Raw genomic sequence first — 22,589 nt, 5'->3', positions numbered from 1 at the left:
CGCTCCCACACCCTCGTCCCGCCGGGCCGTGTCTCCCGCACCCCCACGAACCCCCACAGGCATGTGAAAGGGACAGCATGAAGCCACTCCCCGCCCCGGTGCGCTCCGCGCGCGCCGCCGCCACGGCACTCGTCCTCGCCGCCGCCTCCCTCACGGCCGTCGCCACGGCCACCGGCCCCGCGCGGGCCGACACAGAGATCTGCACGGCGTACGGCACGGGCGTCATCCAGGACCACTACGTCGTCCAGAACAACCGCTGGGGCACCAGCGAGGCGCAATGCATCAACGTCACCGACAGCGGCTTCCGGATCACCCAGGCCGACGGCGCCGCCTCCACCGACGGCCCCCCGAAGTCGTACCCGTCGGTCTACGACGGCTGCCACTACGACAACTGCTCGCCCGGCACCGCCCTGCCCAAGCAGATCAGCGCCATCGGCAGCGCTCAGAGCAGCGTCTCGTACGGCTATGCCGACGGCGCCGTCTTCGACGCGGCGTACGACATCTGGCTCGACCCCGAGCCCAGGACGGACGGCGTCAACCAGACCGAGATCATGATCTGGTTCAACCACCAGGGCCCGGTTCAGCCCGTGGGCTCCCAGACCGGCACCGCCGCCGTCGGCGGCAAGAACTGGCAGGTGTGGACCGGCAACAACGGCGGCAACGACGTCATCTCCTTCGTCGCCGACACCCCCATGGACAGTTGGAGCTTCGACGTCAAGGACTTCATCACCGAGACCGTCAACCAGGGCCTCGCACAGGACTCCTGGTACCTGACCAGCATCCAGGCGGGCTTCGAGCCCTGGGAGGGCGGCGCAGGACTCGCGGTGAACTCCTTCTCCACGGCCGTCGGCTGACCGTACGGCCCGGCGCGAGGGCGCCGGGCCGTAGCGGGGCCGGGGTGCCGCCGAAGTTGTATCGCGCTTTGCTGACGGTAGTCACAAAGCGGTGATACCTTCGAGTGGCTGGCTTCCCCGGCCCCCAACGGAGGCTGCCCATGAGTCCCTTCACCGGGTCCGCGCCCCGCGCCGGCGCCTGGCGGCACCTGAGGTTCGACGTCGAGGACGGCGTGGGCACCGTCACCCTGGCCCGTCCTGAACGGCTGAACGCCCTCACCTTCGGCGCCTATGCCGATCTGCGGGACCTGCTGGCCGAGCTGGCGCGGGAGCGCGCCGTGCGGTCGCTGGTGCTCGCGGGGGAAGGGCGGGGGTTCTGCTCCGGCGGCGACGTCGAGGAGATCATCGGCGCCACCCTCGGCCTCGACACCGCCGAACTCCTCGACTTCAACCGGATGACGGGCCAGGTCGTCCGCGCGCTGCGGGAGTGCCCGTTCCCCGTGGTCGCCGCCCTGCACGGGGCGGCAGCGGGGGCGGGCGCGGTGCTGGCGCTCGCCTCCGACTTCCGGGTCGCCGACCCCACCGCCCGCTTCGCGTTCCTCTTCACCCGGGTCGGCCTCTCCGGCGGCGACATGGGGGCGGCGTACCTGCTGCCGAGGATCGTCGGGCTCGGGCACGCCACCCGGCTGCTGATGCTCGGCGGGCAGGTGGCCGCCGCCGAGGCCGAACGGATCGGCCTGATCAGCGAGTTGACGGAGGAGGGCGGCGCCGACGCGGCCGCGGCCCGGCTCGCACGGCGGCTCGCCGACGGGCCCGCGCTCGCCCATGCGCAGACCAAGGCGCTGCTCACCGCCGAACTCGACATGCCGCTGGGCGCCGCCGTCGAACTCGACGCGGCCACCCAGGCGTTGCTGATGACCGGCGCCGACTACGCCGAGTTCCACGCCGCGTTCACCGAGAAGCGCGCGCCCCGGTGGCGGGGGAACTGACATGGCGTCGCTCGCCCGCCGGGTCGCGGTGATCGGCGGCGGCCCCGGCGGCCTCTACACCGCGGCGCTGCTCGCCCGCCTCGACCCCGGCCGGGACATCACCGTCCACGAGCGCAACGAGCCTGGCCACACCTTCGGCTTCGGCGTGGTCCTCTCCGACGAGACCCTGGGCGGCATCAGGGACGCCGACGCCGAGGTGTACGCCGCCCTTGAGGCCGAGTTCGTGCGGTGGGACGACATCGTCGTCACCCACCGCGGCACCCGCCACACCTGCGGCGGGCACGGCTTCGCCGCCCTCGGCAGGCACCGGCTCCTCGGCATCCTCCAGGACCGCTGCCGCGACCTCGGCGTCCATCTGCGCTTCGGCGCGCAGGCCCCCACCGCCGTCGAACTCGCCGCCGACCACGACCTGGTGGTCGCCGCCGACGGGGTGCACAGCGCCACCCGCGCCGCGGGCGCCGGGGTGTTCCGCCCCTCCGTCACCGCGCACCGCTGCCGCTACCTCTGGCTCGCCACCGACACCGCCTTCGACGCGTTCCGCTTCGACATCGCCGAAACCCCCTACGGCGTCATGCAGTTGCACGGCTACCCGTACGAGAGCGGGAGCGCGACGGCGCCGGGCGCGAGCACCGTCGTCGTGGAGATGCGCGAGGAGGTCTGGCGGGCCGCCGGGTTCGAGGAGTCGAGCGCGGCCGAGTCCGCGCCGCGCTGCGCCGAGATCTTCGCCGACGTGCTCGGCGGACGCGCGCTGCGGGCGGGCGACTCGGCCTGGAGCACCTTCCGTACCGTCGTCAACGAACGCTGGTCCCGGGGGCCCGTGGTGCTCCTCGGGGACGCCGCGCACACCGCGCACTTCTCCATCGGCTCCGGCACCAAGCTCGCCGTGGAGGACGCGCTCGCGCTGGTCGCGGCGCTCGAAGAGGGGACCACGCTGCCCGGGGCGCTCGCCGCGTACGAGGCGGAGCGGCGGCCCCTCGTCGCCTCCGTGCAGCGGGCGGCGCGCGCCAGCAGGGAGTGGTTCGAGAACGTGGACCGGTATCTCGGCCAGCCGCCACGGCAGTTCGCGCTCAACCTGCTCACCCGTAGCCGCCGCGTCACCCACGGCAACCTGCGGCTGCGCGACCCCGGCTTCACCACCGCCGCGGAGCGCGACTTCGGCTGCCCGCCCGGCACTCCGCCGATGTTCACCCCGTTCCGGCTGCGGGACCTGACCCTGCGCAACCGCGTCGTGGTCTCGCCGATGGACATGTACTCCGCCGCCGACGGCGTGCCGGGCGACTTCCACCTGGTGCACCTGGGGGCGCGCGCCCTCGGCGGCGCCGGGCTCGTGATGACGGAGATGGTGTGCGTCAGCCCCGAGGGCCGCATCACACCCGGCTGCACCGGCCTCTACACCGGTGAACAGGCCGACGCCTGGCGGCGCGTGACCGCCTTCGCGCACGAGCACGCGCCCGGCACCGCCCTCGGGTTGCAGCTCGGGCACTCGGGCCGCAAGGGCTCCACTCGGCTGATGTGGGAGGGTATGGACCGCCCGCTCCCGGCGGGCAACTGGCCGGTGGCCGCGGCCTCCCCGCTGCCGTACGCGGCCGACAGCCAGGTCCCGTACGAGCTGACGCGCCGCCAGCTCGCCGGTATACGGGGCCAGTTCGTGGCGGCGGCGCGCAGGGGCGCGCAGTGCGGCTTCGACCTCCTCGAACTCCACTGCGCCCACGGCTATCTGCTCTCCGGTTTCCTCTCGCCGCTCACCAACCGCCGCACCGACGCCTACGGCGGCCCGCTCACGGCCCGGCTCCGCTTCCCTCTTGAGGTGTTCGACGCGGTACGGGAGGTGTGGCCGCGGGAGCGGCCCATGACGGTGCGGATCTCCGCCACCGACTGGGCGCCCGGCGGCACCACAGAGGAGGACGCCCTCGCGGTCGCCGCGGCGTTCGCCGCGCACGGCGCCGACGCGATCGACGTGTCCACAGGACAGGTGGTCGCCGAGGAGCACCCCGAGTTCGGACGCTCGTACCAGACCCCGTTCGCCGACCTCATCCGCAACACCGTGGGCGTGCCGGTGATCGCGGTCGGCGCCATCTCCTCCTGGGACGACGTCAACTCCCTGATCCTGGCAGGCCGCACCGACCTGTGCGCCCTCGGCAGACCCCATCTCTACGACCCCCACTGGACACTGCACGCCGCGGCCGAACAGGCCTACACGGGCGGAGGCACAAACTGGCCCACCCCGTACCGCTCAGGCAGCAGGCCTCCGGTGACGGCGGGCCGGCGGAGCGGCGCCTGATTGACGTCGCTGCCCTGCGCGGCCTCCCGCGAGACCGTCAAGCGCTCGGATCTCGCCGGGCCCCGCCGTTACGGCCACTGCCGCAACCATCCCCGCCCTCGCCGCCGGCATCTGCGGACGGCAGCCAGTAGGGTGCGAGGCGTGAACAGCGCTTCCCTTCCCCGCAGCTTCCGTCTGATCGTTACGGGAGGCGGAACCGGCGGCCATACGTACCCTGCCCTGACCGCCATCCGTACCCTGCAAGCCCGGCTCGCGGGCGATGGTGCCACCTTGGACGTCCTGTGGATCGGAACCCCGGACGGTTTGGAGGCCCGAGTGGCGCCTGCCGAGGGCGTCCCGTTCACGACGGTCGCGACGGGCAAGATCCGCCGTTCGAGCAATCCGCTGAAGATGATGGGCCCGGCGAACATCAAGGACATGGCCCGGGTGCCGCTCGGCGTCGCGCAGGCACGGAAGATCGTCGCGGGATTCCGTCCGGACGTGGTCTTGGCGACAGGCGGCTATGTCGCGGTGCCCGCGGGGCTGGCCGCGCGGATGTGCCGTCGTCCGCTGGTGCTGCACGAGCAGACCGTCCGCCTGGGACTTGCGAACCGGCGGCTCGCGGGTTCGGCGACGCGCATCGCGGTGTCCTCGGAGTCGACGTTGCCGCTTCTGCCGACGGAGGTGCGGGCGGCGGCGGTCGTCACGGGCAACCCGGTGCGGCCGGAGGTGCTGTCCGGCCACCCGGACAAGGCAGTGGAGGCGCTGGGTCTTTTCGGGTTCGACTGGCGCTCGCCGACGGTGTACGTCACCGGAGGCGCCCAGGGATCGCAGCAGATCAACAGCGTGGTGCGCGACGCGCTTCCGTGGCTGCTCGAACGGGCGAACGTGATCCACCAATGTGGGCCCGGCAACGTCGAGGAGCTGCGGCGGACCGCGGCAGCGCTGCCTGCCGGGCCGGCCGGTCGTTACTACGTGGCCGGGTTCGTCGGGCCTGAACTGCCCGATGTCCTTGCGCTCGCCGACGTCGTCGTGTCGAGGAGCGGGGCCGGGACGCTGGCGGAGCTGACCGCGCTCGGGAAGCCCGCCGTGTTCATCCCGCTCGCGTCCTCTGCAGGAGGCGAGCAAGCCCACAACGCGCGCCACCTGGAGGAGGTTGGCGCCGCAGTCGCCCTGGGCGGCGATGTGACGGCGGATCGGCTCCGCGACGCGCTCGGCCCGCTGCTCACCGACGTCGCCAGACGGGAAGCGATGGCCCGGCAAGCCCGGTCGTACGGGAGGCCGGACGCGGCGGACAGGCTCGTGGACGTGATCCTCTCCGCCGCCTCCCGCTGACTTGGCCTGTCGAGTGCTCGACCGAGGTGCGACTGCGTCAGAGGGCCGCATCGGCCCCTGAGGGCCTGCCCGAGGACGGCCACGACGTCACCGATGTCCGTCTCGGTGAGGTGCTGGTGGAAGGGCAGACTCAGGACCTCCTTCCCCGCGCGTTCGGTGGCGGGCAGGGAACGGCGCCAGCGCGCGAACGCGGGCTGAAGGTGGTTGGGCGGGTAGTGCACGCCCACGCCGATGCCACGAGCCCGTAGCTCCGCGAACACCCGGTCTCGTCGGGGCACCCGTACCTGGCACAGGTGCGGCACCGCCTGGGCTGGATCGACGTCGACGAGGGTTACGGCGCCCAGTGGCGCGAGGGCGTCTTCGTAGGCGCGCCACAAGTGTCGGCGTGTGCGCTCTGCTGCGTCGAAGTGTTCGAGCTGGGCCAGCCCGATGGCTGCGTTGAGGGCGGAGAGCTGGTAGCGCAGGCCGAAGCCTTCCACACGGTAGGTCGTGGTGTTCGCGCGTCGGCTCGGAGACTCGGCGACGCCGAGGAGCCGTACCCGACGGATCGTGTCGGCTTCCTTGGGAGTGCGGGGGACGAGCATGCCTCCCTGGCCGCAGGTGAGGTTCTTGATCGGCCCGAACGAGAAGCATGTCAGGACTCCGGTCGCGCCGACGCGGCGGGTGCCGACGCGAGAGCCGAAGGCGTGCGCGGCATCCTCGATAGGGGCCACTCCCCGTTCGGCGAGTTGATCGTGAACGACGGTGAGGTCGACAGGGCGGCCTCCCATGAGGACCGGGATGACGGCGGCCGTGCGGCTGGCGACCGCGTCCATGATGAGCTGGGGGGTCACACACAAGGTGGCCGGGTCGACGTCTACGAAGCGCGGTGTCGCCCCCACGGCGAGGATCGCCTGTACAGTCGCACAGAACGTCATGGAGGGCACGATGACCTCTTGGCCGGGGCCGACATCGGCGGCCAGGAGGGCGCTGTGCAGGGCTGCGGTTCCCGAGGAGACGGCCACGGCGTCGGGGACGCCGAGGAAGTCGGCGACGCGTTCCTCGAACTCCTCGGTGATGACGGTGTGCCCGTAGTGTCCGCCTTCCAGGACGCGGGCAATTGCTGCGGCTTCTTCACCGTAGAGGTAGGGGCCGGCGTTTCGTCCGGCATCGGGCCTGGTCGTGGTCATGAGGGCGCCCCCCTCAAGGCGGCGCGCTCAAGCTGGGCGACATCACCGACGGCCAGGGTTTCGACGTAGTTGGTCAGGAACATCCCTGAGCGATAGGCCAGGCGTGCGTGGTCGACGGGGAGGCCGAACAGGCCGTTGACCATCTGGCCGGTCAGGTCCGCTCCGGCGGCCTCCGACAGCGCGAAGCCCCCGGCCACCCGCACGTTCAACTCGGTGATGGTGACCGTGCCGACATCGGTGACAAAGCCCTGTACGCAGCACAGTCCCTCGGCGTGAACGGCTCGCAGGGTCGCGGCGACGAGGTCGTGCACGGCAGAGTCGCGGAATGTGGTGGAGACCGCGGCGAGTCCGGCCTTCACCAGGTCCCTGCGGCGCAGGATCATTGACGCGCGGCCGGAGCGGTCGACGAGGCAGTCCGCCGTGAACTCCCACCCGCGGACTCTTTCCTGGACCAGCGGGTCGGGCACCATCTCGCACAGCCACATCGCATGCTCCCGCCCCGCGACGAAGTGGACATGCTGCGCGCCGTGTCCGCGCCGCGGCTTGACGACCAGTTCCACGCTGTGCGGCACCCGGCTGATGGCCTCGCCCCACCAGGTGGCGGGGGTCGCGATGCCGTTCTCGGTGAGCACCTGGTGGAAGCGCGCCTTGTCGATGCAGGCACTCGCCGATTCCTTGTCGGGGAGCCAGAGCCGCACGCCGATGTCGCCGAGTTGGTCGGCCATGTCAGCCAGCGGCGGGACGTCGTTCTCGATTCCCGCCACCACTGCGTCCACTGCGAGGTCACGGCACAGCCCGGTGATGCGCTCGCGGTAGTCGGGCGCGTCGGCAAGGGGAATGACCCGCGGCACGACCTGGGGAAGGAGGAACCCGGGCGCCAGGGGATGGGCATCGGCGGCGACCACTTCGTGGCCGAGGCGGACGAGGCTGCGAGCCAGCCCGAAGCCGGGGTTCGCCCCCACGCCGGTGACAAGAATGCGCCGCGGCCTGAGTCGGTCAGCGGACATAGCGGACCTCCGGCGAGGTAGTGGCAGTGCCCCCGGCGGCCACGCCGTCGCGGAAGTAGCGCGTCGTCAGCGGCGCCCATCGGTCGGGGTTGCGGCGGTACCACTCCGCGGTCTCGGCCAGCCCGTCTTCGAACCGGTACTGGGGCCGGTATCCGAGCTGGTCGCGGGCCTTCGTCCAGTCCATGCAGTAGCGGATGTCGTTCGCCGGCCGGTCGGCGATGTAGGTGACCGCGTCCCATGTGGCCCCGCACAGATGGAGCAGGCGGTCGGTCAGCTCTTTGCTGGAGAGGTCGGTCCCGCCTCCGAGGTTGTAGACCTCCCCCGGTGTGCCGCGCCGCAGCACCGCCTCCACACCGGCGCAGTTGTCGTCCACATGCAGTCAGTTCCGCACGTGCTGTCCACGACCGTGCAGGGTCACCGGGGCGCCGCGCAGAAGCCGGGTCAGAAACAGCGGGATGACCTTCTCGGGATACTGGTAGGGCCCGTAGTTGTTGCTGCTGCGCGTCACGCACACGGGCAGGCCGAGGGTCTGGAAGGCGCTCAGGGCCACCAGGTCGCCAGCGGCCTTCGCCGCCGCGTAGGGAACGGAGGGGCGCAGCGGAAAGTCCTCGGTCGCCGAGCCCCGTGGCAGCGGCCCGTAGACCTCGTCGGTGGAGACGTGCACGAACCGCTCGACGCCGTGGCGATGCGCGGCGTCCAGAAGGACCTGGGTGCCGAGGACGTTGGTGGACAGGAAGGCGTCCGCGGCGCTGTACGAGCGGTCGACGTGGGACTCGGCCGCGAAATGCACGACGGCGGTCTGGTCGGCCATCACCCGGTCAACGACGGCGGTGTCCCGGACATCGCCGTGCACGAACCGCAGCTTGTCGGACAGGAAGGTAGTCCCCAGGTTCTCGATGTGGCCGGCATAGGTGAGGGCGTCGAGGACGGTCACGCGGGATACGTCCTCGGCCAGGACGATGCGCTTGACGAAGTGCGATCCGATGAACCCGGCACCGCCGGTGACGAGCAGTCTTTCCACAGATGACCTCCCGGGAGTGGACGGGGCAACACGGCTGGAGGTTCACAGGCGGGGCTGCCCCTGGAAAACGCACGGCTGGTCGCCGGGCGTACCGCGGCTGTCCGGACAGGAAGATCCTTCCGTCCGGACTGCGGGGACGGCATCAGTCAAACTCGGACGGACACGTGCGCTAACCCCACCGAGGGACCCCCACCGAGGGGGCCCGCCGAGTCCTGTCGCAGCGCTACGCTGCTGACCCACTTCACCGAGTCGAGGGGCGCGATGGATTCACCCACACCCGCACGACTTCCGCGTCATCTACTTGCACAGCCGACGTTCCGGCAGGCTCTTCGCGAACGCGACTTCGCCCTGGTCTTCACGATGGCGCATGCCGCGGGCCTGTCGTTCAACCGGCTTGGCGAAGGGTGCGGCATCAAGTCCGAACGGGTCTCCAAGGTCGCCAGAGGAACGGCCGCCGTGACCGCGCTCGACACCGTCGAGCGGATCGCCGACGGGTTACGCATTCCGGGGTCACTGCTGGGCCTTGCCGCGAGACCCTGGGAAGACAGCCCCGCCCCGGACGCCCATGATGGAGAAGATCCGATGAAACGCCGTCAGATGCTCCGCGGTGCACTCGCCGCCGGACTCACCGGCACGGCACTCGCCGCCTTGACCACCGCCCGCCAGACAGTCGACCAGTCCCTCGCCGCGGACGCTCCAGCGGACCTCGCCGATCTGGAGGCCGCCACCGAGACGTACGGCTACGGCTACCACGGCCGGCCCCCCCTGCGGTTCCTGGCCGACATCGCAGCCGACTTCTCCGCCCTGCGCCCCATGATGGATGTCCCTCAGGCTGTCGCCACCCGAACCCGGCTGTGCCGCACCGCCGGACAGATGGCGGGAATGGCTGCCATCGTCTTCCACGACCTCGGAGCACGGTCCGAAGCTCGCCGCTGGTTCGCCACCGCCCGCCGCGCCGCAGACGAGTCCGGCGACCCCCAACTGTGCGCCTGGCTCTACGCCAGGGAGGCCATGGTGCCGCTCAACTACGGCGCACCCCGGGCCGCTGCCCAGCTCGCCGAGGCCGCCCGTCGCGCTGCCGGAGACCGGCCCACCTCTGCCGCCACCCTCGCTGCCGCAGTGGCCGGCCGTGCCTACGCACTCTGCCAGCAGCCTGAACGGGCGCGCGAAGCCCTGGCCGCCGCCGACGCCATGATGGAGCGACTGGCCCCCGGCGAGCGAGCCGACACCTGGCTCACCCACGGCGAGCAGAAGCACCGCGTGCACCTCTCCCACGCCCTCACCGCCCTCGGTGCCACGCGCCGAGCCCGCGAGCAACAGCATCGCGCCCTGGAACTGTCCGCGCCGACCAGCACCATGACGCGCACCTTGCTGCTGATCGACAACGCCACTTGTGCTCACCACGAGGGGGAGACCGAGGAGGCATGTCGTCGCGCGGCCTCCGTTCTCGTCGGCCTGCCGCACGACTACCGTCCCGGGATCATCCGCAGCAGAGCGCTTGACCTGTGTCGCTCCATTCCTCCCCGGCATCACCACGAGCCCGCCGTCCGCGAACTCGCGAACCTGCTGGCCGCGTGAGGCGGAGCCATATGCTGACGGCTTCTTGACCCGGGTGTCAGCCGCCAGGCGGAGTCAATCAGCTAGTGACCCCCGGCATGGACAAACGCCGCGCCCGCCCTGTGGAGTCTGGTGTGCAAGGTGTGGAACGTGTGGGACGAGCGGAGGCCGGGCCAGTCGGGTGGGAGCAGGTCGGGGGGGAGGCCGGGGTCGAGGTAGGGCAGGTGGCGCCAGGCGTCGAGGACGAGCAGGTAGTCGCGGTAGGCGTCGCCCGGCGGGGTCGCGGCCCGCCGCTCCCAGGACCGCAGCACCGGCTCTGCCAGCGCGAGGAACCCCTCGTGGGCGGCGGCGATGGCGGGCAGGTCCCACCAGCGCCCCACCGACGCCGCCGTCGCGGCGAAGCCCAGGTGCTCGCCCCTGAACAGGTCGACGTACTCGCTCAGCCGCAGCCGGTCCAGGGTGTGCCGGGTCTCCTCGTGGAGCCGCGCGGGCGCGATCCACACCCCGGGCGCCGCGGTGCCGAAGCCGAGCCCCGCGAGCCGGGAGCGGAGCACATGCCGCTTGGCGCGCTCCGACTCCGGCACCGAGAACACCGCGAGCAGCCAGCCGTCCGACCCGTCGGGCTCCGCGCGCGGATAGATCCTCAGGTCCCCGTCGTCCAGGAGCTGCCGGGCCTGCGCGGACAGCGCGTACCCGGCGGCGCCCGCCCCGGTGCGGCCCGGCTCCAGCAGGCCGCGCCGCTTCAGCCGGGACACCGAGGAGCGTACCGACGGCGCGTCCACCCCGGCGGGCGCGAGCAGTCTGATCAGCTCGGCGACCGGCACGGGCCCCTCGAAGCCGCGCCCGTACGCGCCGTACAGGGTGACGATCAGGGAGCGCGGTGTGACCTGGGGGGAGGCGGACTGCTCGGGCACGGGGTCACTCTAGGGCGTCGGGCGCGGGCGCCCGGTCCTCGGGGTCGCGGGGCCCGGGGGTCTCGCGGAGCCGGAAGCGCTGGAGCTTGCCGGTGGCGGTGCGCGGCAGCGACGAGCGGAACACGAAGGCACGCGGGCACTTGTACGGCACGAGCTGCGCGCGCACATGCTCCGCCAGCGCCTCCGCGTCGCGGACCGCGCCCTCGCGCAGCACCACGTACGCCACCGCGATCTGCCCGCGCGCCTCGTCGGGCCGTGCCACCACCGCGGCCTCCCGTACGTCGGGGTGGCGCAGCAGTACGTCCTCGACCTCGGGGCCCGGGATGTTGTACCCGGCGGAGATGATCATGTCGTCGGCGCGTGCCACATGGCGGAAGTAGCCGTCGGGGTCGCGTATGTAGGTGTCCCCGGTGAGGTTCCAGCCGCCGCGCACGTACGCGCGCTGGCGCGGGTCGGAGAGGTAGCGGCAGCCGACCGGGCCGCGCACCGCGAGCAGCCCGGGATCGCCGTCCTGGACCGGGCGGCCCGCCTCGTCGACCACCCGCGCCTCCCAGCCGGGCACCGGCAGCCCGGTGCGTCCTGGCCTGATGCGGCCGTCGGCGGCGGAGATGAAGATGTGCAGCAGCTCGGTGGCGCCGATGCCGTTGATGATGCGCAGGCCGGTCCGCTCGTACCAGGCGCGCCAGGTCGCCGCGGGCAGGTTCTCGCCCGCCGACACACAGCGGCGCAGCGACGACAGGTCGTGCTCGCCGAGCGAGTCGAGCATGGTGCGGTACGCGGTGGGCGCGGTGAACAGCACCGTCACCCCGTGCCTGGCGATCGCGGGCAGCATCCGGGCGGGGCCCGGGTGGTCGATGAGCAGCGCGCTCGCCCCGGCGCGCAGCGGGAACACCACGAGCCCGCCGAGGCCGAACGTGAAGCCGAGCGGCGGGCTGCCCGCGAACACGTCGTCACGTCCTGGCGCCAGCACGTGCCGCGAGAAGGTATCGGCGATGGCGAGCACGTCCCGGTGGAAGTGCATACAGCCCTTGGGCGGCCCGGTGGTGCCGGAGGTGAACGCGATCAGCGCCACGTCGTCGGCGGCCGTCGCCGCCGCGTCGAGGGGGGCGCTCTCCACCGTGGCGCAGCGGGCGACCAGGTCGTCCGTGTCCGTGCCGCCGTAGGGGGTGACGCGCAGCCCCGGCGCGTCGGCGGCGAGCAGGTCCGCGAGCGATTCCGCGGCGCACAGCGCGTGGCCGACGCGGGCGATGCGGCAGATCGCCGCCAGCTCGTGCGGGCGCTGCCGCGTCAGCACCGTCACCGCGACCGCGCCCGCCTTCAGCACCGCGAGCCAACACGCCGCGAGCCAGGGCGAGGTGGGGCCGCGCAGCAGCACCCGGCCGCCCGTGACCACGCCGAGCTGCTCCACCAGCACCCGCGCGATCCTGTCGACCCGCTCCCGCAGCAGCCCGTACGACCACACGCCCCCCGCTCCGTCGAGGAACGCGGGGCGCTCGGCGCCGGGACCCGCCAGCAGGGCCGCGGCGCAGTTCAGCCGGTCGGGGTAGCGCAACTCCGGGAGGGTGAAGAGGAGTTCGGGCCACTCGTCGGCGGGCGGCAGATGCGTCCGGCAGAACATGTCGACATGGCCCGAGGGGGAGAGTCCGGCCGCGGCACGGGAGGGGCGCGGGGCCGCGCCCGCCGGTTCGTCTCTGCGTCCCATGGCCGTTCGCCCCCTGTGAGCCGTCTGGCGGCACGCGCGCGGGCCGTGGTGGGCCCACCGAACGAGCGTATCGTGATGGTGACGACAGTCAACGGTTCGCGATAAGGGCGGCCTTCGGCGCCACGGTCGCGGGCCGCCGCCGCGGCGCGACAGGGAGGGTCCATGGGCCAGGCAGAGGACGCGGGCCGCACCGGCTCCGGAGGGCGGCGGGACGCCGGTCACACGTCGCGGGAGCCCGGGGCCGCGCCGGCGTTCGCGCTGACGGCGGCGGAACGGGCGCGCCGCGCCGAGCTGCGGGAGCTGGCCGCCGCCCGGCTGCGCCCGCTCGCCGACGCGGGCCCCGAGGGCCGGGTCAACCGGCCGCTGCTCGCCGCGCTCGGCGAACTCGGCCTGCTGCGCGAGGCGTTCGAGTCCGGTGCCCTCGGCCTGTGTCTGCTGCGCGAGTCCCTGGCGTACTCCTGCACCGAGGCGGAGACCGCGCTCGCGCTCCAGGGCCTCGGCGGATATCCGCTGCGGCTCGCGGGCGGCGAGGAGCAGCGCCGCCGCTGGCTGCCGGGCGTCACCGCGGGCTCCGCCGTCGCCGCCTTCGCGCTGAGCGAGCCAGGCGCCGGCTCCGACGCCGCCGCCCTCGAACTGACGGCGCATCAGGAAGCGGGCGGGGACTGGCGGCTCACCGGCACCAAGAGCTGGATCTCCAACGCCCCCGACGCCGACGTCTACACCGTCTTCGCGCGTACGGGCCCGGAGGCGGGCGCCCGCGGCATCACCGCGTTCCTGCTGCCGGGGGACCGGCCGGGGCTCACGGGGGAGCGCCTCGACATGCTCGCGCCGCACGCCATCGGCACCCTCGTCCTCGACGGGGTCCCGGTCGGCCCCGGCGACGTGCTCGGTGAGGTGGGCCGCGGCTTCGGCCTCGCCATGCGCACCCTGGACCTGTTCAGGCCGAGCGTGGGCGCCTTCGCGCTCGGCATGGCCGAGGCCGCGCTCGACGCCACGCTGCGGCACACCGCGAGCCGCGCCGCGTTCGGCGGCACCCTCGGCGACCTCCAGGCGGTCCGGCACCGCGCCGCCGAGATGGCCACCCGCACCGAGGCCGCCCGGCTGCTGGTGTACGCCGCGGCTGCCGCCTACGACCGCGGTGACGCGGGGGTCGCGAAGACGTCGGCCATGGCGAAGCTCTTCGCCACCGAGGCCGCGCAGTACGTGGTGGACAGCGCCGTCCAACTGCACGGCGCCCGCGCCCTGCGCCGCGGCCACCCGCTGGAACGGCTCTACCGTGAGGTGCGGGCGCCCAGGATCTACGAGGGCGCGAGCGAGGTGCAGCGCACCGTCATCGCCAGGGAGCTGTACCGGCGGCTGCCGCCCGAGGAGCCGCCTGCGGACGCCACCGCCCCCTCCCACACCGGGCCCGGCGCCACTCAGGAGACCCCGTGAGCGGCCTGCGGCGCCTCAACCCGCCGGGCCTCGCGCCCGCCACCGGCTTCTCGCACGCCGTGGCCGTCACCGGCTCCCGCCTCGTCTTCCTCGCCGGGCAGACCGCGCTCGACGCCGACGGGCGCGTCGTCGGGGCCACCCTGCCCGAGCAGTTCGCCATCGCCCTCGGCAACCTCCTCGCCGCGCTCGACGCCGCGGGCGGCACCCCCGGCACGCTCGCCCGTGCCACCGTCTACACCACCGACGTCGCCGCCTACCGCGGCCACGCCCCCGAACTCGGCAGGATCTGGCGCCGTCTGGCCGGCCGCGACTACCCCGCGATGGCGGTGATCGGCGTCGTACGGCTCTGGGACGACACGGCCCTCGTGGAGATCGACGGGATCGCCGTCCTGCCGTGAGCACACCCGCCGTGACACGCGGGCCCGGCCCCGTCGCACGGCCGCGGGCCCGGCGGTGGCAGGGTGACTGGGGGACGGCACCCCACGGGGGCGCGCCATGCCGACGGGAGGAGCGCGGATGCCACGGATCGAACTGACCCCGGGCACGATCGAGTACGAGGACACCGGCGGCGGGGGACCCGTCGTCGTCCTGCTGCACGGCCTGTTGCAGAACGCCACCGTGTGGCGGAAGATCGTGCCCGCGCTGAGCCCCACCCACCGGGTCATCACGCCCACCCTGCCGTACGGCGGCCACCGCATCCCGATGGACCCGTCCGTGCCGCTCGGCCCCGACGCGGTCAACGACCTCGTGGTCGAGTTCGTCGAGCGCCTCGGGCTGCGCGACGTCACCCTCGTGGAGAGCGACTGCGGCCGGGCCCAGACCGTCGCGGCCCGCCGCCCCGACCTGCTCGCCAGGCTCGTGCTGATCTCCTGCGAGGCGTTCGACAACTACCCGCCCGCACTGCCCGGCAAGATGCTCGTCTTCGCCTGCCGCACCCCAGGGGTGCTGCCGCTGCTGGTGCGGATGATGGGCCTCGGCTTCGTGCGGCACGGGCCCACCGGGCTCGGCGCGCTGGTGCGCCGCCGCATCCCCGACGACATCGTGGACGGCTGGTGGCACGGGCTGCGCACCGACCCCGCGATCCGTGCCGACTTCCGCCGCTACGGCCGCGCCGTCCGCGGAAGCGAACTCCTCGAAGCCGTCCCGGGGTTGCGCGCCTTCGACAAGCCCGCGCTGGTGGTGTGGGGCGCGGACGACCGGATGATGCCGCGCGAGCACGGCAGCAGGCTGGCCGCGCTGCTGCCCGGCGCACGCCTCGTGGTGATCGACGACTCCGGCACCCTGGTCCAGGAGGACCAGCCGCAGCGCCTCATCGCCGAACTCACCGGCTTCCTCGCCGAGTCCACACCACCCGGCGTCCCCTAGGAAGCATCGCGGCGCATCGGCTGCTCGGCGCGCCGCAGCCGCAGGGTGCGGATCTGGAACGGGCGCAGCGCGAGCCGCACCGCACCGCCGTCCACGGGCAGTTCGGCGCCCGGCGCCTCAAGGAGGTCACAGTCGTGCGCCGCCGCGAGCGGGAAGCCCGCGGTGAGGCGGGCGGTGGCCGCGCCGCCGCCCGCCTCGTAGAGCCGCACCACCACGTCACCGCTGCGGTCGTCGGCCAGCTTCACCGACTCCACCACCGCGTCCAGGGCGTCGTCCCCGGCGAGCGCCACCAGCGGCGCCGTCTCGGCGGCGGCGGGCCGCAGCGGCAGGTTGAGCGCGTAGCCGCCCGCCACCGCGTCGGCCAGGTCGGCGCCCGCCACCAGCGCGTACGTGAACGAGTGGCGGCCGCGGTCGGCGTCCGGGTCGGGGCTGTGCGGGGCCCGCAGCAGCGAGAGCCGCACCGTGGTCGTCGTACCGCCGTCCGCGCGGGTGTCGCGGCCCACGTCGTGGCCGTAGGTGGAGTCGGTCAGCAGTGCGGCGCCCCAGCGGCGTTCCCCGACGTGCACCCAGCGGTGCGCCCACAGCTCGAACCGCGCCGCGTCCCAACTGGTGTTCTCGTGCGTCGGCCGCTGCACATGGCCGAACTGGATCTCCGCGCTCTCCCAATCCGCGTGCACGTCCAGCGGCCAGGCCGCCTTCAGCATGGTGTCGCGCTCCTGCCAGTCGATCTCCGTACGCACCGTCAGCCGCCTGCTCTCCGCGGTGAGTTCGAGGTGCTGCACCAGTGTCGAGTCGCCGAAAACGCGCTCCACCCGCACCGACGCGAGCAGCGGCCCCCGCTCCGTCAGGGTCACCGACACCGCCTCGTCCAGGTCGCGCACGGTGTCGCGGTAGTACGGGTCGATGTTCCACGCCGACCACAGGTTCGGGTCGTCGGGGTGGAGCTGGAGCAGATTGCCCGCGGCGCCCGGCGCGATCGACTCGCGGCCCGCCCGGTGGTCGAAGACCGACCGTACGAGCCCGTCGCCGTCGACCACCACCGTCAGCAGCCCGTTCTCCAGCACGAAACCGCCGCCCTCGGCGCGCGCGGCCACCGGCGCCCCGGGCGCGCCCACGGGGCCGCCGCTGCCGAGGGCCGGCGCCTGCGCCAGCACCGCGGCCCGCCCGTCGGCGAGCCGCTGCGCGCCCGGGAGGGCGGCGGCGCCGTCGACCACGGCCACCTCGCGGCGGGCGAACGGGCCCGCGTTCAGCAGCGCGGGCCCGCCCCCGGGGCCGCCCGCCGCCTCCGCGATCACCGCCTCCAGCTCCTCGCGGATCTCCGCGTACACCCGCTCCGCCTCCCGGTGCACCCAGGCGATGGAGGAGCCGGGCAGGATGTCGTGGAACTGGTTCAGCAGCACCCGCCGCCACAGCGATTCAAGGCGCTCGTACGGGTACGGGGCGCCGGTGCGCACCGCTGCTGTCGCCGCCCACAGCTCCGCCTCCCGCAGCAGCGCCTCGGCGCGCCGGTTGCCGCGCTTGGTGCGGGCCTGGCTCGTGTAGGTGCCCCGGTGGTTCTCCAGGTACAGCTCGCCCCGCCACACCGGCAGGTGCTCGTACTCCTCGCGGGCCGCAGCGAAGAAGGGGCCCGGCGCCCCGACCTCGACGCGCGGCGAGCCCTCCAGATCGCGCAGCCTGCGGGCGCGCTCCAGCATGGAGCGGGTGGGGCCGCCGCCCCCGTCGCCGAAGCCGAACGGCGCGAGCGAGCGCGTCGCCACCCCCTTGTCCCTGAAGTTGTCCTCGGCATGCGCGAGTTCACGTGCCGCCAGCTCGGCGTTGTAGGTGTCGACGGGCGGGAAGTGCGTGAAGATGCGGGTGCCGTCGATGCCCTCCCAGGCGAAGGTGTGGTGCGGCAGCCGGTTGGTCTGGTTCCACGACAGCTTCTGCGTCAGGAACCACGACGCCCCCGCGAGCCGCGCCAGTTGGGGGTAGGCGGCGGTGTAGCCGAAGGAGTCCGGCAGCCATACCCCGTCCTGCCCGGTCCCGAACTCGGCCGCGAAGAACCGCCGCCCGTACACGAGCTGCCTGGCCAGCGCCTCACCGCCCGGGAGGTTGCCGTCCGCCTCCACCCACATCCCGCCCACCGGCACCCAACTGCCCGCGGCCGCCGCCCGCTTCATCCGAGAGAAGACCTCAGGGCGCTGCTCCTTCATCCACGCGTACTGCTGCGCCGACGAGCAGGCGAACACCAGCTCGGGGTACTCCTCGGCGAGCGTCGTCATGTTGGTGAAGGTGCGGGCGCACTTGCGCACCGTCTCGCGGACCGGCCACAGCCACGCCGAGTCGATGTGGGCGTGCCCGACCGCGGTGACGGTGTGCGCGGACGCGTGCGCGGGCCTGGCCAGCACGTCGGCGAGGCGTGCGCGCGCCGCCCCCGCCGTCCCGGCCACGTCCGCGGGGTCGACGGCGTCGGCGGCGCGGCGCAGCGCGTACAGGATCTCGTGCCGCCGCGACGAGCCCTCGGGCAGCTCGTGCATCAGCCCGTCCAGCACCTCGATGTCGTGGACGAGGTGCCACACGTCCTCCTCGCGCACCGCGATCTCGGCCTGGTCGAGCCGGTAGAGGTGCGCCTCGCCCGCGGTCTCCCTGAGGCCCTGGTGGGTGCCCCGTGCCTGGCTGCCGGAGATGTTCGGGTTGGCGGCCATCTCGACCAGCAGGTCCACCCGCTCCCCGCCCGCGGCGGCCCGGCTGAGCAGCACGCTGCGGCTGTACGGGTGCAGCCCCTGGAGGGGCGCGCCCGCCGCGTCGTGGACAAGACCCTCGGCCTGCCCGCCGGGGCCCCTCGTCAGGTCGAAGCCGAGGTCGAACACGGCCTCCACCCGGCGGCCCGCCCACTCGGCGGGGATCTCGGCGCGGGCCCTGATCCAGCTCGTCGACCAGGGGGCGCCCCAGGTCTCGCCCGTCTTCCACGGCTCGTAGGCGGCGGCGAGCGCGTCGGCGACGGGCACCGGCTCGCCCTCGACGTGCCAGACGGCGAGTTCCAGGGGCCGGGCGGGGCCGTAGAGGGCGGGACGGACGACTCGGTCGAGGAGTTTGCGGACGCGGTCTTCGATGATCCGGCGGTCGTCATGCACGGGGGCGGGTTCCCTTCCGGGGGTGCGCGGGACGTGGTGGTACGGGCGGTCGGGTGCCGGGGGAGGGGAAGCGGGCGGCGCGGTGGGTGCGGGGCCCGCGAGCGGTGCGGGTGTGTGGAGTGCCGGGGCCGGTGCGGCCGGGCGCGGGTGCGGGGGTCAGGCGTGCAGGTCCTCGTACGCCTTCTCGAACTCGGCGCGCGCCTTGTCGCCGACCTTCCTGCGCCAGTCCCGCACCGCGTCCCGCAGTTCGCCCCAGTCGGTGGAGCCGCGCATATAGCCCTTGATCGGGCCCTCGCGCAGCAGTTCCACGGCGGCGCCGCCGAGGGTGACATCGGTCTCGGAGTACAGGCCCTCGGCGGAGTTGGGCACCAGGACGGCCGTCGCCCGCTGCTGAAAGGCGTACTGCTTGCGGACGGCGTCCGTGTTCTTGGGGTAGTAGATGCTCTGCGGCGCGTCGGTGGTGAACCCGGTGGGCAGGCCGATGTCGAGGACGCCCTCGGGAGTGAGGAGGGGGTCGTGGCCCTTCCAGTGGAAGTCGTGTCCTGGGACGCCGTACTTGCGCAGCAGGTAGTGGTCCGTGCCGAACGGCGCGGCCATGAGGTCGAAGGCGCGCAGCAGTTGCTCGATGCGCTGTCTCGGCGCCTTCTTCAGGCAGAGCATGGCGAACGACGACAGGCCCGCCCAGTGGGTGCCAGGACCGCCGTCGAAGCCGGGGGCGACCATGGCGTCGATGGCGAAGTCGGGGTCGGTGGCGCCGTACTGGTCGAGGTAGTTGTTCCAGCCGGTGATCCCGTCATAGTTGACGGCGGTCTGCCCGGTGCCGAACCAGTCCTTCGTCTTGGCGTTGCCCGCGATGGTGAAGCCGTCCGGGTGGACGGCGCCCGCCTTCACGAGCTGCCGCATGGCGTCGAGGGCCCGGTGCAGCAGGTCCAGCTCCTCGACCCAGTAGGTGAAGCGGCCGCCCTTCTCGCGCCACAGGTTGGCGCCGCCCACCATCTCCAGGACGAAGTACAGCGCGAACAGCGGGTCGCCGATGGCGTACTTGGCGTGCTTCGGGTCCGACACGTCCGTGCAGAGCCGGAAGAACTCCCTGAAGCTGCCCGGGTGCGGGTCGACGCCCTTCTTCGCGAAGATGTCCGCCCGGTACATCATCGCGGAGCCGCTGTTCAGCCGCGGCATCGGCAGCCCGTACAGGCCGCCCGCGATGACGGAGTCCGCCCATGACTTGGCGGGGATGTTCGCCAGGTACGGGTACGCGCGCACGGCGGGGCCCGACAGGTGGGGCGACAGGTCCTCGAAGAGCGCGGGCATCATCTGGGACTGGGCGGCGGCGGTCGGCAGCACGAGCATGCCGTCCGGGAGCTGCCCGCCCGCGATCGTCAGCGGGAACTTCTGCGCGTAGTCGGTGGCCGGGGAGATCTCGAATTCCAGGTCGGTGCCCAGGGTCTCGTTCAGCCGCCGCCACATCGGGTTCTTCCCCGCGGGCGGTGGCACCGGGTTGTAGGTGATCGTCATGACCCGGATCGAGGGGCCCTTCGCGGGGGGCCCGTCGGGCGCGGCGGGCCGCGGGTGCTCCGGGTAGTGGAAGTAGCCCGCGAGCACCCCCTTGTCCGTCGCCGGCAGGTCGGCCGCGACGCCCTTGTAGGGGACGTGGTCGGGCAGCCGCACCTTGGCGTTGTCCCCGGCCCTCGCGGCGGGGCCGCCGTCGCCGCACCCGGCGAGCCCGGCCGCCGCCGCCACCCCGGCACCCGCACGCAGCAGGTTCCTCCGGCTGAGGTACGCACCCATCGCGCGCGCCTCCTTTCTCTGCGTCTCTCGGGGTTTCCCAGCGTGTCGCCGGGTTTCTCTGCGTTTGCTCGGCGTTGCCCTGCCGGGGCCGGTCAGCCCTTGACGGCGCCGACCATCACGCCCTTGCCCATGTGCCGTTGCAGGAAGGGGTAGATGACCGCGATCGGCAGGACCGACAGGATGAGGATGGCGGCCTGGAGGGACAGCGTGGGCGGCAGCGCCGCGCCCGGGTCGGCGGTCTGGCCCTGGCTGATCGCCGCGTTGTTGACGACGTAGGTGCGCAGCACGAGCTGCATCGGCCACTTCGCCGAGTCGTTCATGTACACCAGCGCGTTGAAGAACGCGTTCCAGTACGACACCGCGTAGAACAGCCCGATCACGGCGACCGACGCCTTCGACAGCGGCAGTACGATCCTGGTCAGAATGCCCCACTCGCTCGCACCGTCGATCCGGGCCGCGTCGATCAGCTCCGTCGGCAGACTGGCGAAGAACGACCGCAGCACGATCACATTGAATGCGTTGATCAGGGTGGGCAGGATCAGTGACCAGTAGCTGTCGATCAGCCCCAGGTTCTTGATCAGCAGATAGCTGGGGATGACACCCGGCACGAACAGCAGGGAGAGCACCAGCATCAGCAGGATCGGCCGCTGCCCGTACGCGCCCCTGCGGCTGAGCCCGTACGCGAGCCCGATCGAGGCGGCCAGGCTCAGCAGGGTGCCGACGACGGTGACGCCGATGCTCACCAGCATGGCGCGGGAGACGATGCCGCCGCCGAGTATCGCCTTGTAGGCGCCGAGCGTCGGGTGCTTCGGCCACATGACGAAGCCGCCGGTGTCGTTGAGCTGCCCGGCGTCCGCGACGGACGTCGCCAGCACCGCGAGGAAGGGGATCGCCACCAGCAGCACGCAGACGAGCAGGAGCACCGACTTCAGCGCGCGCCACGGCGGGGAGCCCGGGGCCTGCCCCGGTACCGCGCTGTATCCGCCCCGGGGCCCTCGGCGCACCGGCCGGGTGGGGGAGAGTGTGGTCATTTCTGGTAGACGCCTTCCTCACCGAAGATGTGGGCGACCTTGTTGGCGCCGAGGACGAGCGCCACCCCGACGAGCCCCTTCACCAGGCCGACGGCCGCGCTCACGCCCCACTCCCCGTAGACGAGACCGTTGTTGTACACATATGTGTCGAGGACTTCCGTCGTGTTACGTTCCAGGCCGGTCTGCTGGAGCACGATCTGCTCGAAGCCGACGCTCAGCGCGTCCCCGAGCCGCAGGATCAGCAGGAGGACGATCAGCCCCCGCAGCGAGGGCAGCGTCACGTGCCAGGTCTGCCGCAGCCTGCTCGCGCCGTCCACGGCCGCCGCCTCGTACAGGTCGTTGTCGACCCGGGACAGCGCGGCGAGGAACAGGATGGTGCCCCAGCCCGTGTCCTTCCAGATCACCTGCGAGGTCAGGACCTCCTTGAAGAGGTCGGGGTTGCCGACGATGTTCCAGGAGCCGAGGTCGTTCGCGTGCAGGAAGACGTTGACGAGCCCGGCGTTGCCCAGCATCTGCTGGAAGATCGCGACGACGACCACCCAGGACAGGAAGTGCGGCAGATAGAGGACGCTCTGGATGCTCTTCTTGACCCGCTCGCTGACCAGGCTGTTCAGCGCGAGCGCCAGCAGGATGGGCGCCGGGAAGACGAACACGACCTGGATCAGGGTCAGTTCGAGGGTGTTGACGAGCGCGTGCAGGAACGCGGGGTCGCCGTTGAAGAGCACCGTGAAGTTGTCCACCCCGGACCACCTGCTGTGCATGATGCCGATGAACGGCTGGTAGTCCTGGAACGCGATGACGTTCCCCAGCAGCGGCACATAGTGGAACAGCAGCAGGAGCACGGTGCCCGGCAGCGCGAACCAGAACAGCGCCAGGTCGCGCCGCCTGCGGGGGCGTTTGCGGCCCTGCCGCGCCGAGTCCCGGGGCGGGTCCGCCGTGTCCGGCCTGGGCGCCGGATCGTCGAGGGTCGTCATGTCGGAAAAGCCCTTTCGTGGTGATACGGGCGTCGTGCGGTCGCACCGGGACCGGCCGGGCCATGTAATTCCGGCCAGTTGGCCCCCGTCAATGCTT

14 protein-coding genes and 4 pseudogenes are annotated in these 22,589 nt (G+C 72.7%); 9 read left to right on the top strand and 9 right to left on the bottom strand.

Annotation, left to right across the window (positions count from 1 at the left end):
* Positions 1–77: 77 nt before the first annotated feature.
* The 5 genes and pseudogenes from ACIBIW_RS10875 to ACIBIW_RS10855 all read left to right on the top strand — a co-directional run.
* A pseudogene (locus tag ACIBIW_RS10875) lies at positions 78–848 on the top strand (glycosyl hydrolase family 5); the annotation flags it as partial.
* Positions 849–994: 146 nt separating this feature from the next.
* The gene (locus tag ACIBIW_RS10870) at positions 995–1,822 is read left to right on the top strand and encodes an enoyl-CoA hydratase family protein (protein WP_399334326.1); all 828 of its coding nucleotides are present in this window, start codon (positions 995–997) and stop codon (positions 1,820–1,822) included.
* A 1-nt stretch (position 1,823) separates the two neighbouring features.
* The gene (locus ACIBIW_RS10865) at positions 1,824–4,103 is read left to right on the top strand and encodes a bifunctional salicylyl-CoA 5-hydroxylase/oxidoreductase (protein WP_399334324.1); all 2,280 of its coding nucleotides are present in this window, start codon (positions 1,824–1,826) and stop codon (positions 4,101–4,103) included.
* A gap of 3 nt (positions 4,104–4,106) precedes the next feature.
* A pseudogene (locus ACIBIW_RS10860) lies at positions 4,107–4,199 on the top strand (IS982 family transposase); the annotation flags it as partial.
* A gap of 45 nt (positions 4,200–4,244) precedes the next feature.
* Positions 4,245–5,417 (top strand): UDP-N-acetylglucosamine--N-acetylmuramyl-(pentapeptide) pyrophosphoryl-undecaprenol N-acetylglucosamine transferase, encoded by a 1,173-nt coding sequence (locus ACIBIW_RS10855; protein WP_399334854.1) that lies wholly within the window; start codon positions 4,245–4,247, stop codon positions 5,415–5,417.
* A 134-nt stretch (positions 5,418–5,551) separates the two neighbouring features.
* On the opposite strand, the pseudogene ACIBIW_RS10850 reads toward ACIBIW_RS10855, so the two are convergent.
* The 3 genes and pseudogenes from ACIBIW_RS10850 to ACIBIW_RS10840 all read right to left on the bottom strand — a co-directional run.
* Positions 5,552–6,586: pseudogene (locus tag ACIBIW_RS10850) on the bottom strand (DegT/DnrJ/EryC1/StrS family aminotransferase); the annotation flags it as partial.
* Positions 6,583–7,593 carry an ATP-grasp domain-containing protein gene (locus ACIBIW_RS10845; RefSeq protein WP_399334322.1) on the bottom strand — a complete coding sequence of 337 codons (1,011 nt, stop codon included), beginning with the start codon at positions 7,591–7,593 and terminating at the stop codon, positions 6,583–6,585. The gene ACIBIW_RS10845 and the pseudogene ACIBIW_RS10850, both read right to left, overlap by 4 nt.
* A pseudogene (locus ACIBIW_RS10840) lies at positions 7,583–8,614 on the bottom strand (dTDP-glucose 4,6-dehydratase). The gene ACIBIW_RS10845 and the pseudogene ACIBIW_RS10840 overlap by 11 nt, the downstream one beginning before the upstream one ends.
* 261 nt (positions 8,615–8,875) lie before the next feature.
* On the opposite strand from ACIBIW_RS10840, the gene ACIBIW_RS10835 reads away from it, so the two are divergent.
* Positions 8,876–10,192, top strand: a complete 1,317-nt coding sequence (locus ACIBIW_RS10835) for a hypothetical protein (protein WP_399334320.1) — start codon at positions 8,876–8,878, stop codon at positions 10,190–10,192.
* 62 nt (positions 10,193–10,254) lie between these two features.
* On the opposite strand, the gene ACIBIW_RS10830 is transcribed toward ACIBIW_RS10835, so the two are convergent.
* Complete coding sequence (locus ACIBIW_RS10830; protein ID WP_399334318.1) at positions 10,255–11,085, bottom strand: PaaX family transcriptional regulator C-terminal domain-containing protein; 831 nt, start codon at positions 11,083–11,085, stop codon at positions 10,255–10,257.
* A 4-nt stretch (positions 11,086–11,089) separates the two neighbouring features.
* Positions 11,090–12,787 (bottom strand): AMP-binding protein, encoded by a 1,698-nt coding sequence (locus ACIBIW_RS10825; protein WP_399334316.1) that lies wholly within the window; start codon positions 12,785–12,787, stop codon positions 11,090–11,092.
* A gap of 162 nt (positions 12,788–12,949) precedes the next feature.
* Here ACIBIW_RS10825 and ACIBIW_RS10820 point away from each other — a divergent pair, with 162 nt between their 5' ends.
* From ACIBIW_RS10820 to ACIBIW_RS10810, 3 genes are all read left to right on the top strand, one after another.
* A complete protein-coding gene (locus ACIBIW_RS10820; protein ID WP_399334314.1) occupies positions 12,950–14,221 on the top strand; it encodes an acyl-CoA dehydrogenase family protein in 1,272 nt (423 codons plus the stop codon).
* On the top strand, positions 14,218–14,619 hold the full coding sequence (locus ACIBIW_RS10815) for a RidA family protein (protein ID WP_399334312.1): 402 nt from the start codon (positions 14,218–14,220) through the stop codon (positions 14,617–14,619). Before ACIBIW_RS10820 ends, ACIBIW_RS10815 begins: the two co-directional genes overlap by 4 nt.
* A 118-nt stretch (positions 14,620–14,737) precedes the next feature.
* Entirely contained in the window at positions 14,738–15,586 is an 849-nt protein-coding gene (locus ACIBIW_RS10810) for an alpha/beta fold hydrolase (RefSeq protein WP_399334310.1), read from the top strand.
* On the opposite strand, the gene ACIBIW_RS10805 is transcribed toward ACIBIW_RS10810, so the two are convergent.
* The 4 genes from ACIBIW_RS10805 to ACIBIW_RS10790 all read right to left on the bottom strand — a co-directional run bounded on the left by ACIBIW_RS10805 (position 15,583) and on the right by ACIBIW_RS10790 (position 22,492).
* On the bottom strand, positions 15,583–18,699 hold the full coding sequence (locus tag ACIBIW_RS10805; RefSeq protein WP_399334308.1) for an alpha-mannosidase: 3,117 nt from the start codon (positions 18,697–18,699) through the stop codon (positions 15,583–15,585). The genes ACIBIW_RS10810 and ACIBIW_RS10805 overlap by 4 nt on opposite strands.
* A 156-nt stretch (positions 18,700–18,855) precedes the next feature.
* Positions 18,856–20,487: an ABC transporter substrate-binding protein gene (locus ACIBIW_RS10800; RefSeq protein WP_399334306.1), complete on the bottom strand. Its 1,632-nt coding sequence runs from the start codon at positions 20,485–20,487 to the stop codon at positions 18,856–18,858.
* 92 nt (positions 20,488–20,579) lie between these two features.
* Positions 20,580–21,518: a carbohydrate ABC transporter permease gene (locus ACIBIW_RS10795; protein WP_399334304.1), complete on the bottom strand. Its 939-nt coding sequence runs from the start codon at positions 21,516–21,518 to the stop codon at positions 20,580–20,582.
* Positions 21,515–22,492, bottom strand: a complete 978-nt coding sequence (locus ACIBIW_RS10790) for an ABC transporter permease (protein WP_399334302.1) — start codon at positions 22,490–22,492, stop codon at positions 21,515–21,517. The genes ACIBIW_RS10795 and ACIBIW_RS10790 overlap by 4 nt, the downstream gene beginning before the upstream one ends.
* Positions 22,493–22,589: the final 97 nt, after the last annotated feature.

The sequence above is a fragment of the Streptomyces sp. NPDC050560 genome (assembly GCF_044457285.1).
GTDB lineage: Bacteria > Actinomycetota > Actinomycetes > Streptomycetales > Streptomycetaceae > Streptomyces.
This window is presented reverse-complemented; position numbering and strand designations above follow the sequence as displayed.

Excerpts from the sequence above, each read along its gene's own strand:
- ACIBIW_RS10870 (WP_399334326.1), top strand. The coding sequence starts at position 995 with ATGAGTCCCTTCACCGGGTCCGCGCCCCGCGCCGGCGCCTGGCGGCAC.
- ACIBIW_RS10865 (WP_399334324.1), top strand. The coding sequence starts at position 1,824 with ATGGCGTCGCTCGCCCGCCGGGTCGCGGTGATCGGCGGCGGCCCCGGC.
- ACIBIW_RS10845 (WP_399334322.1), bottom strand. The coding sequence starts at position 7,593 with ATGTCCGCTGACCGACTCAGGCCGCGGCGCATTCTTGTCACCGGCGTG.
- ACIBIW_RS10835 (WP_399334320.1), top strand. The coding sequence starts at position 8,876 with ATGGATTCACCCACACCCGCACGACTTCCGCGTCATCTACTTGCACAG.
- ACIBIW_RS10825 (WP_399334316.1), bottom strand. The coding sequence starts at position 12,787 with ATGGGACGCAGAGACGAACCGGCGGGCGCGGCCCCGCGCCCCTCCCGT.
- ACIBIW_RS10820 (WP_399334314.1), top strand. The coding sequence starts at position 12,950 with ATGGGCCAGGCAGAGGACGCGGGCCGCACCGGCTCCGGAGGGCGGCGG.
- ACIBIW_RS10810 (WP_399334310.1), top strand. The coding sequence starts at position 14,738 with ATGCCACGGATCGAACTGACCCCGGGCACGATCGAGTACGAGGACACC.
- ACIBIW_RS10800 (WP_399334306.1), bottom strand. The coding sequence starts at position 20,487 with ATGGGTGCGTACCTCAGCCGGAGGAACCTGCTGCGTGCGGGTGCCGGG.
- ACIBIW_RS10795 (WP_399334304.1), bottom strand. The coding sequence starts at position 21,518 with ATGACCACACTCTCCCCCACCCGGCCGGTGCGCCGAGGGCCCCGGGGC.
- ACIBIW_RS10790 (WP_399334302.1), bottom strand. The coding sequence starts at position 22,492 with ATGACGACCCTCGACGATCCGGCGCCCAGGCCGGACACGGCGGACCCG.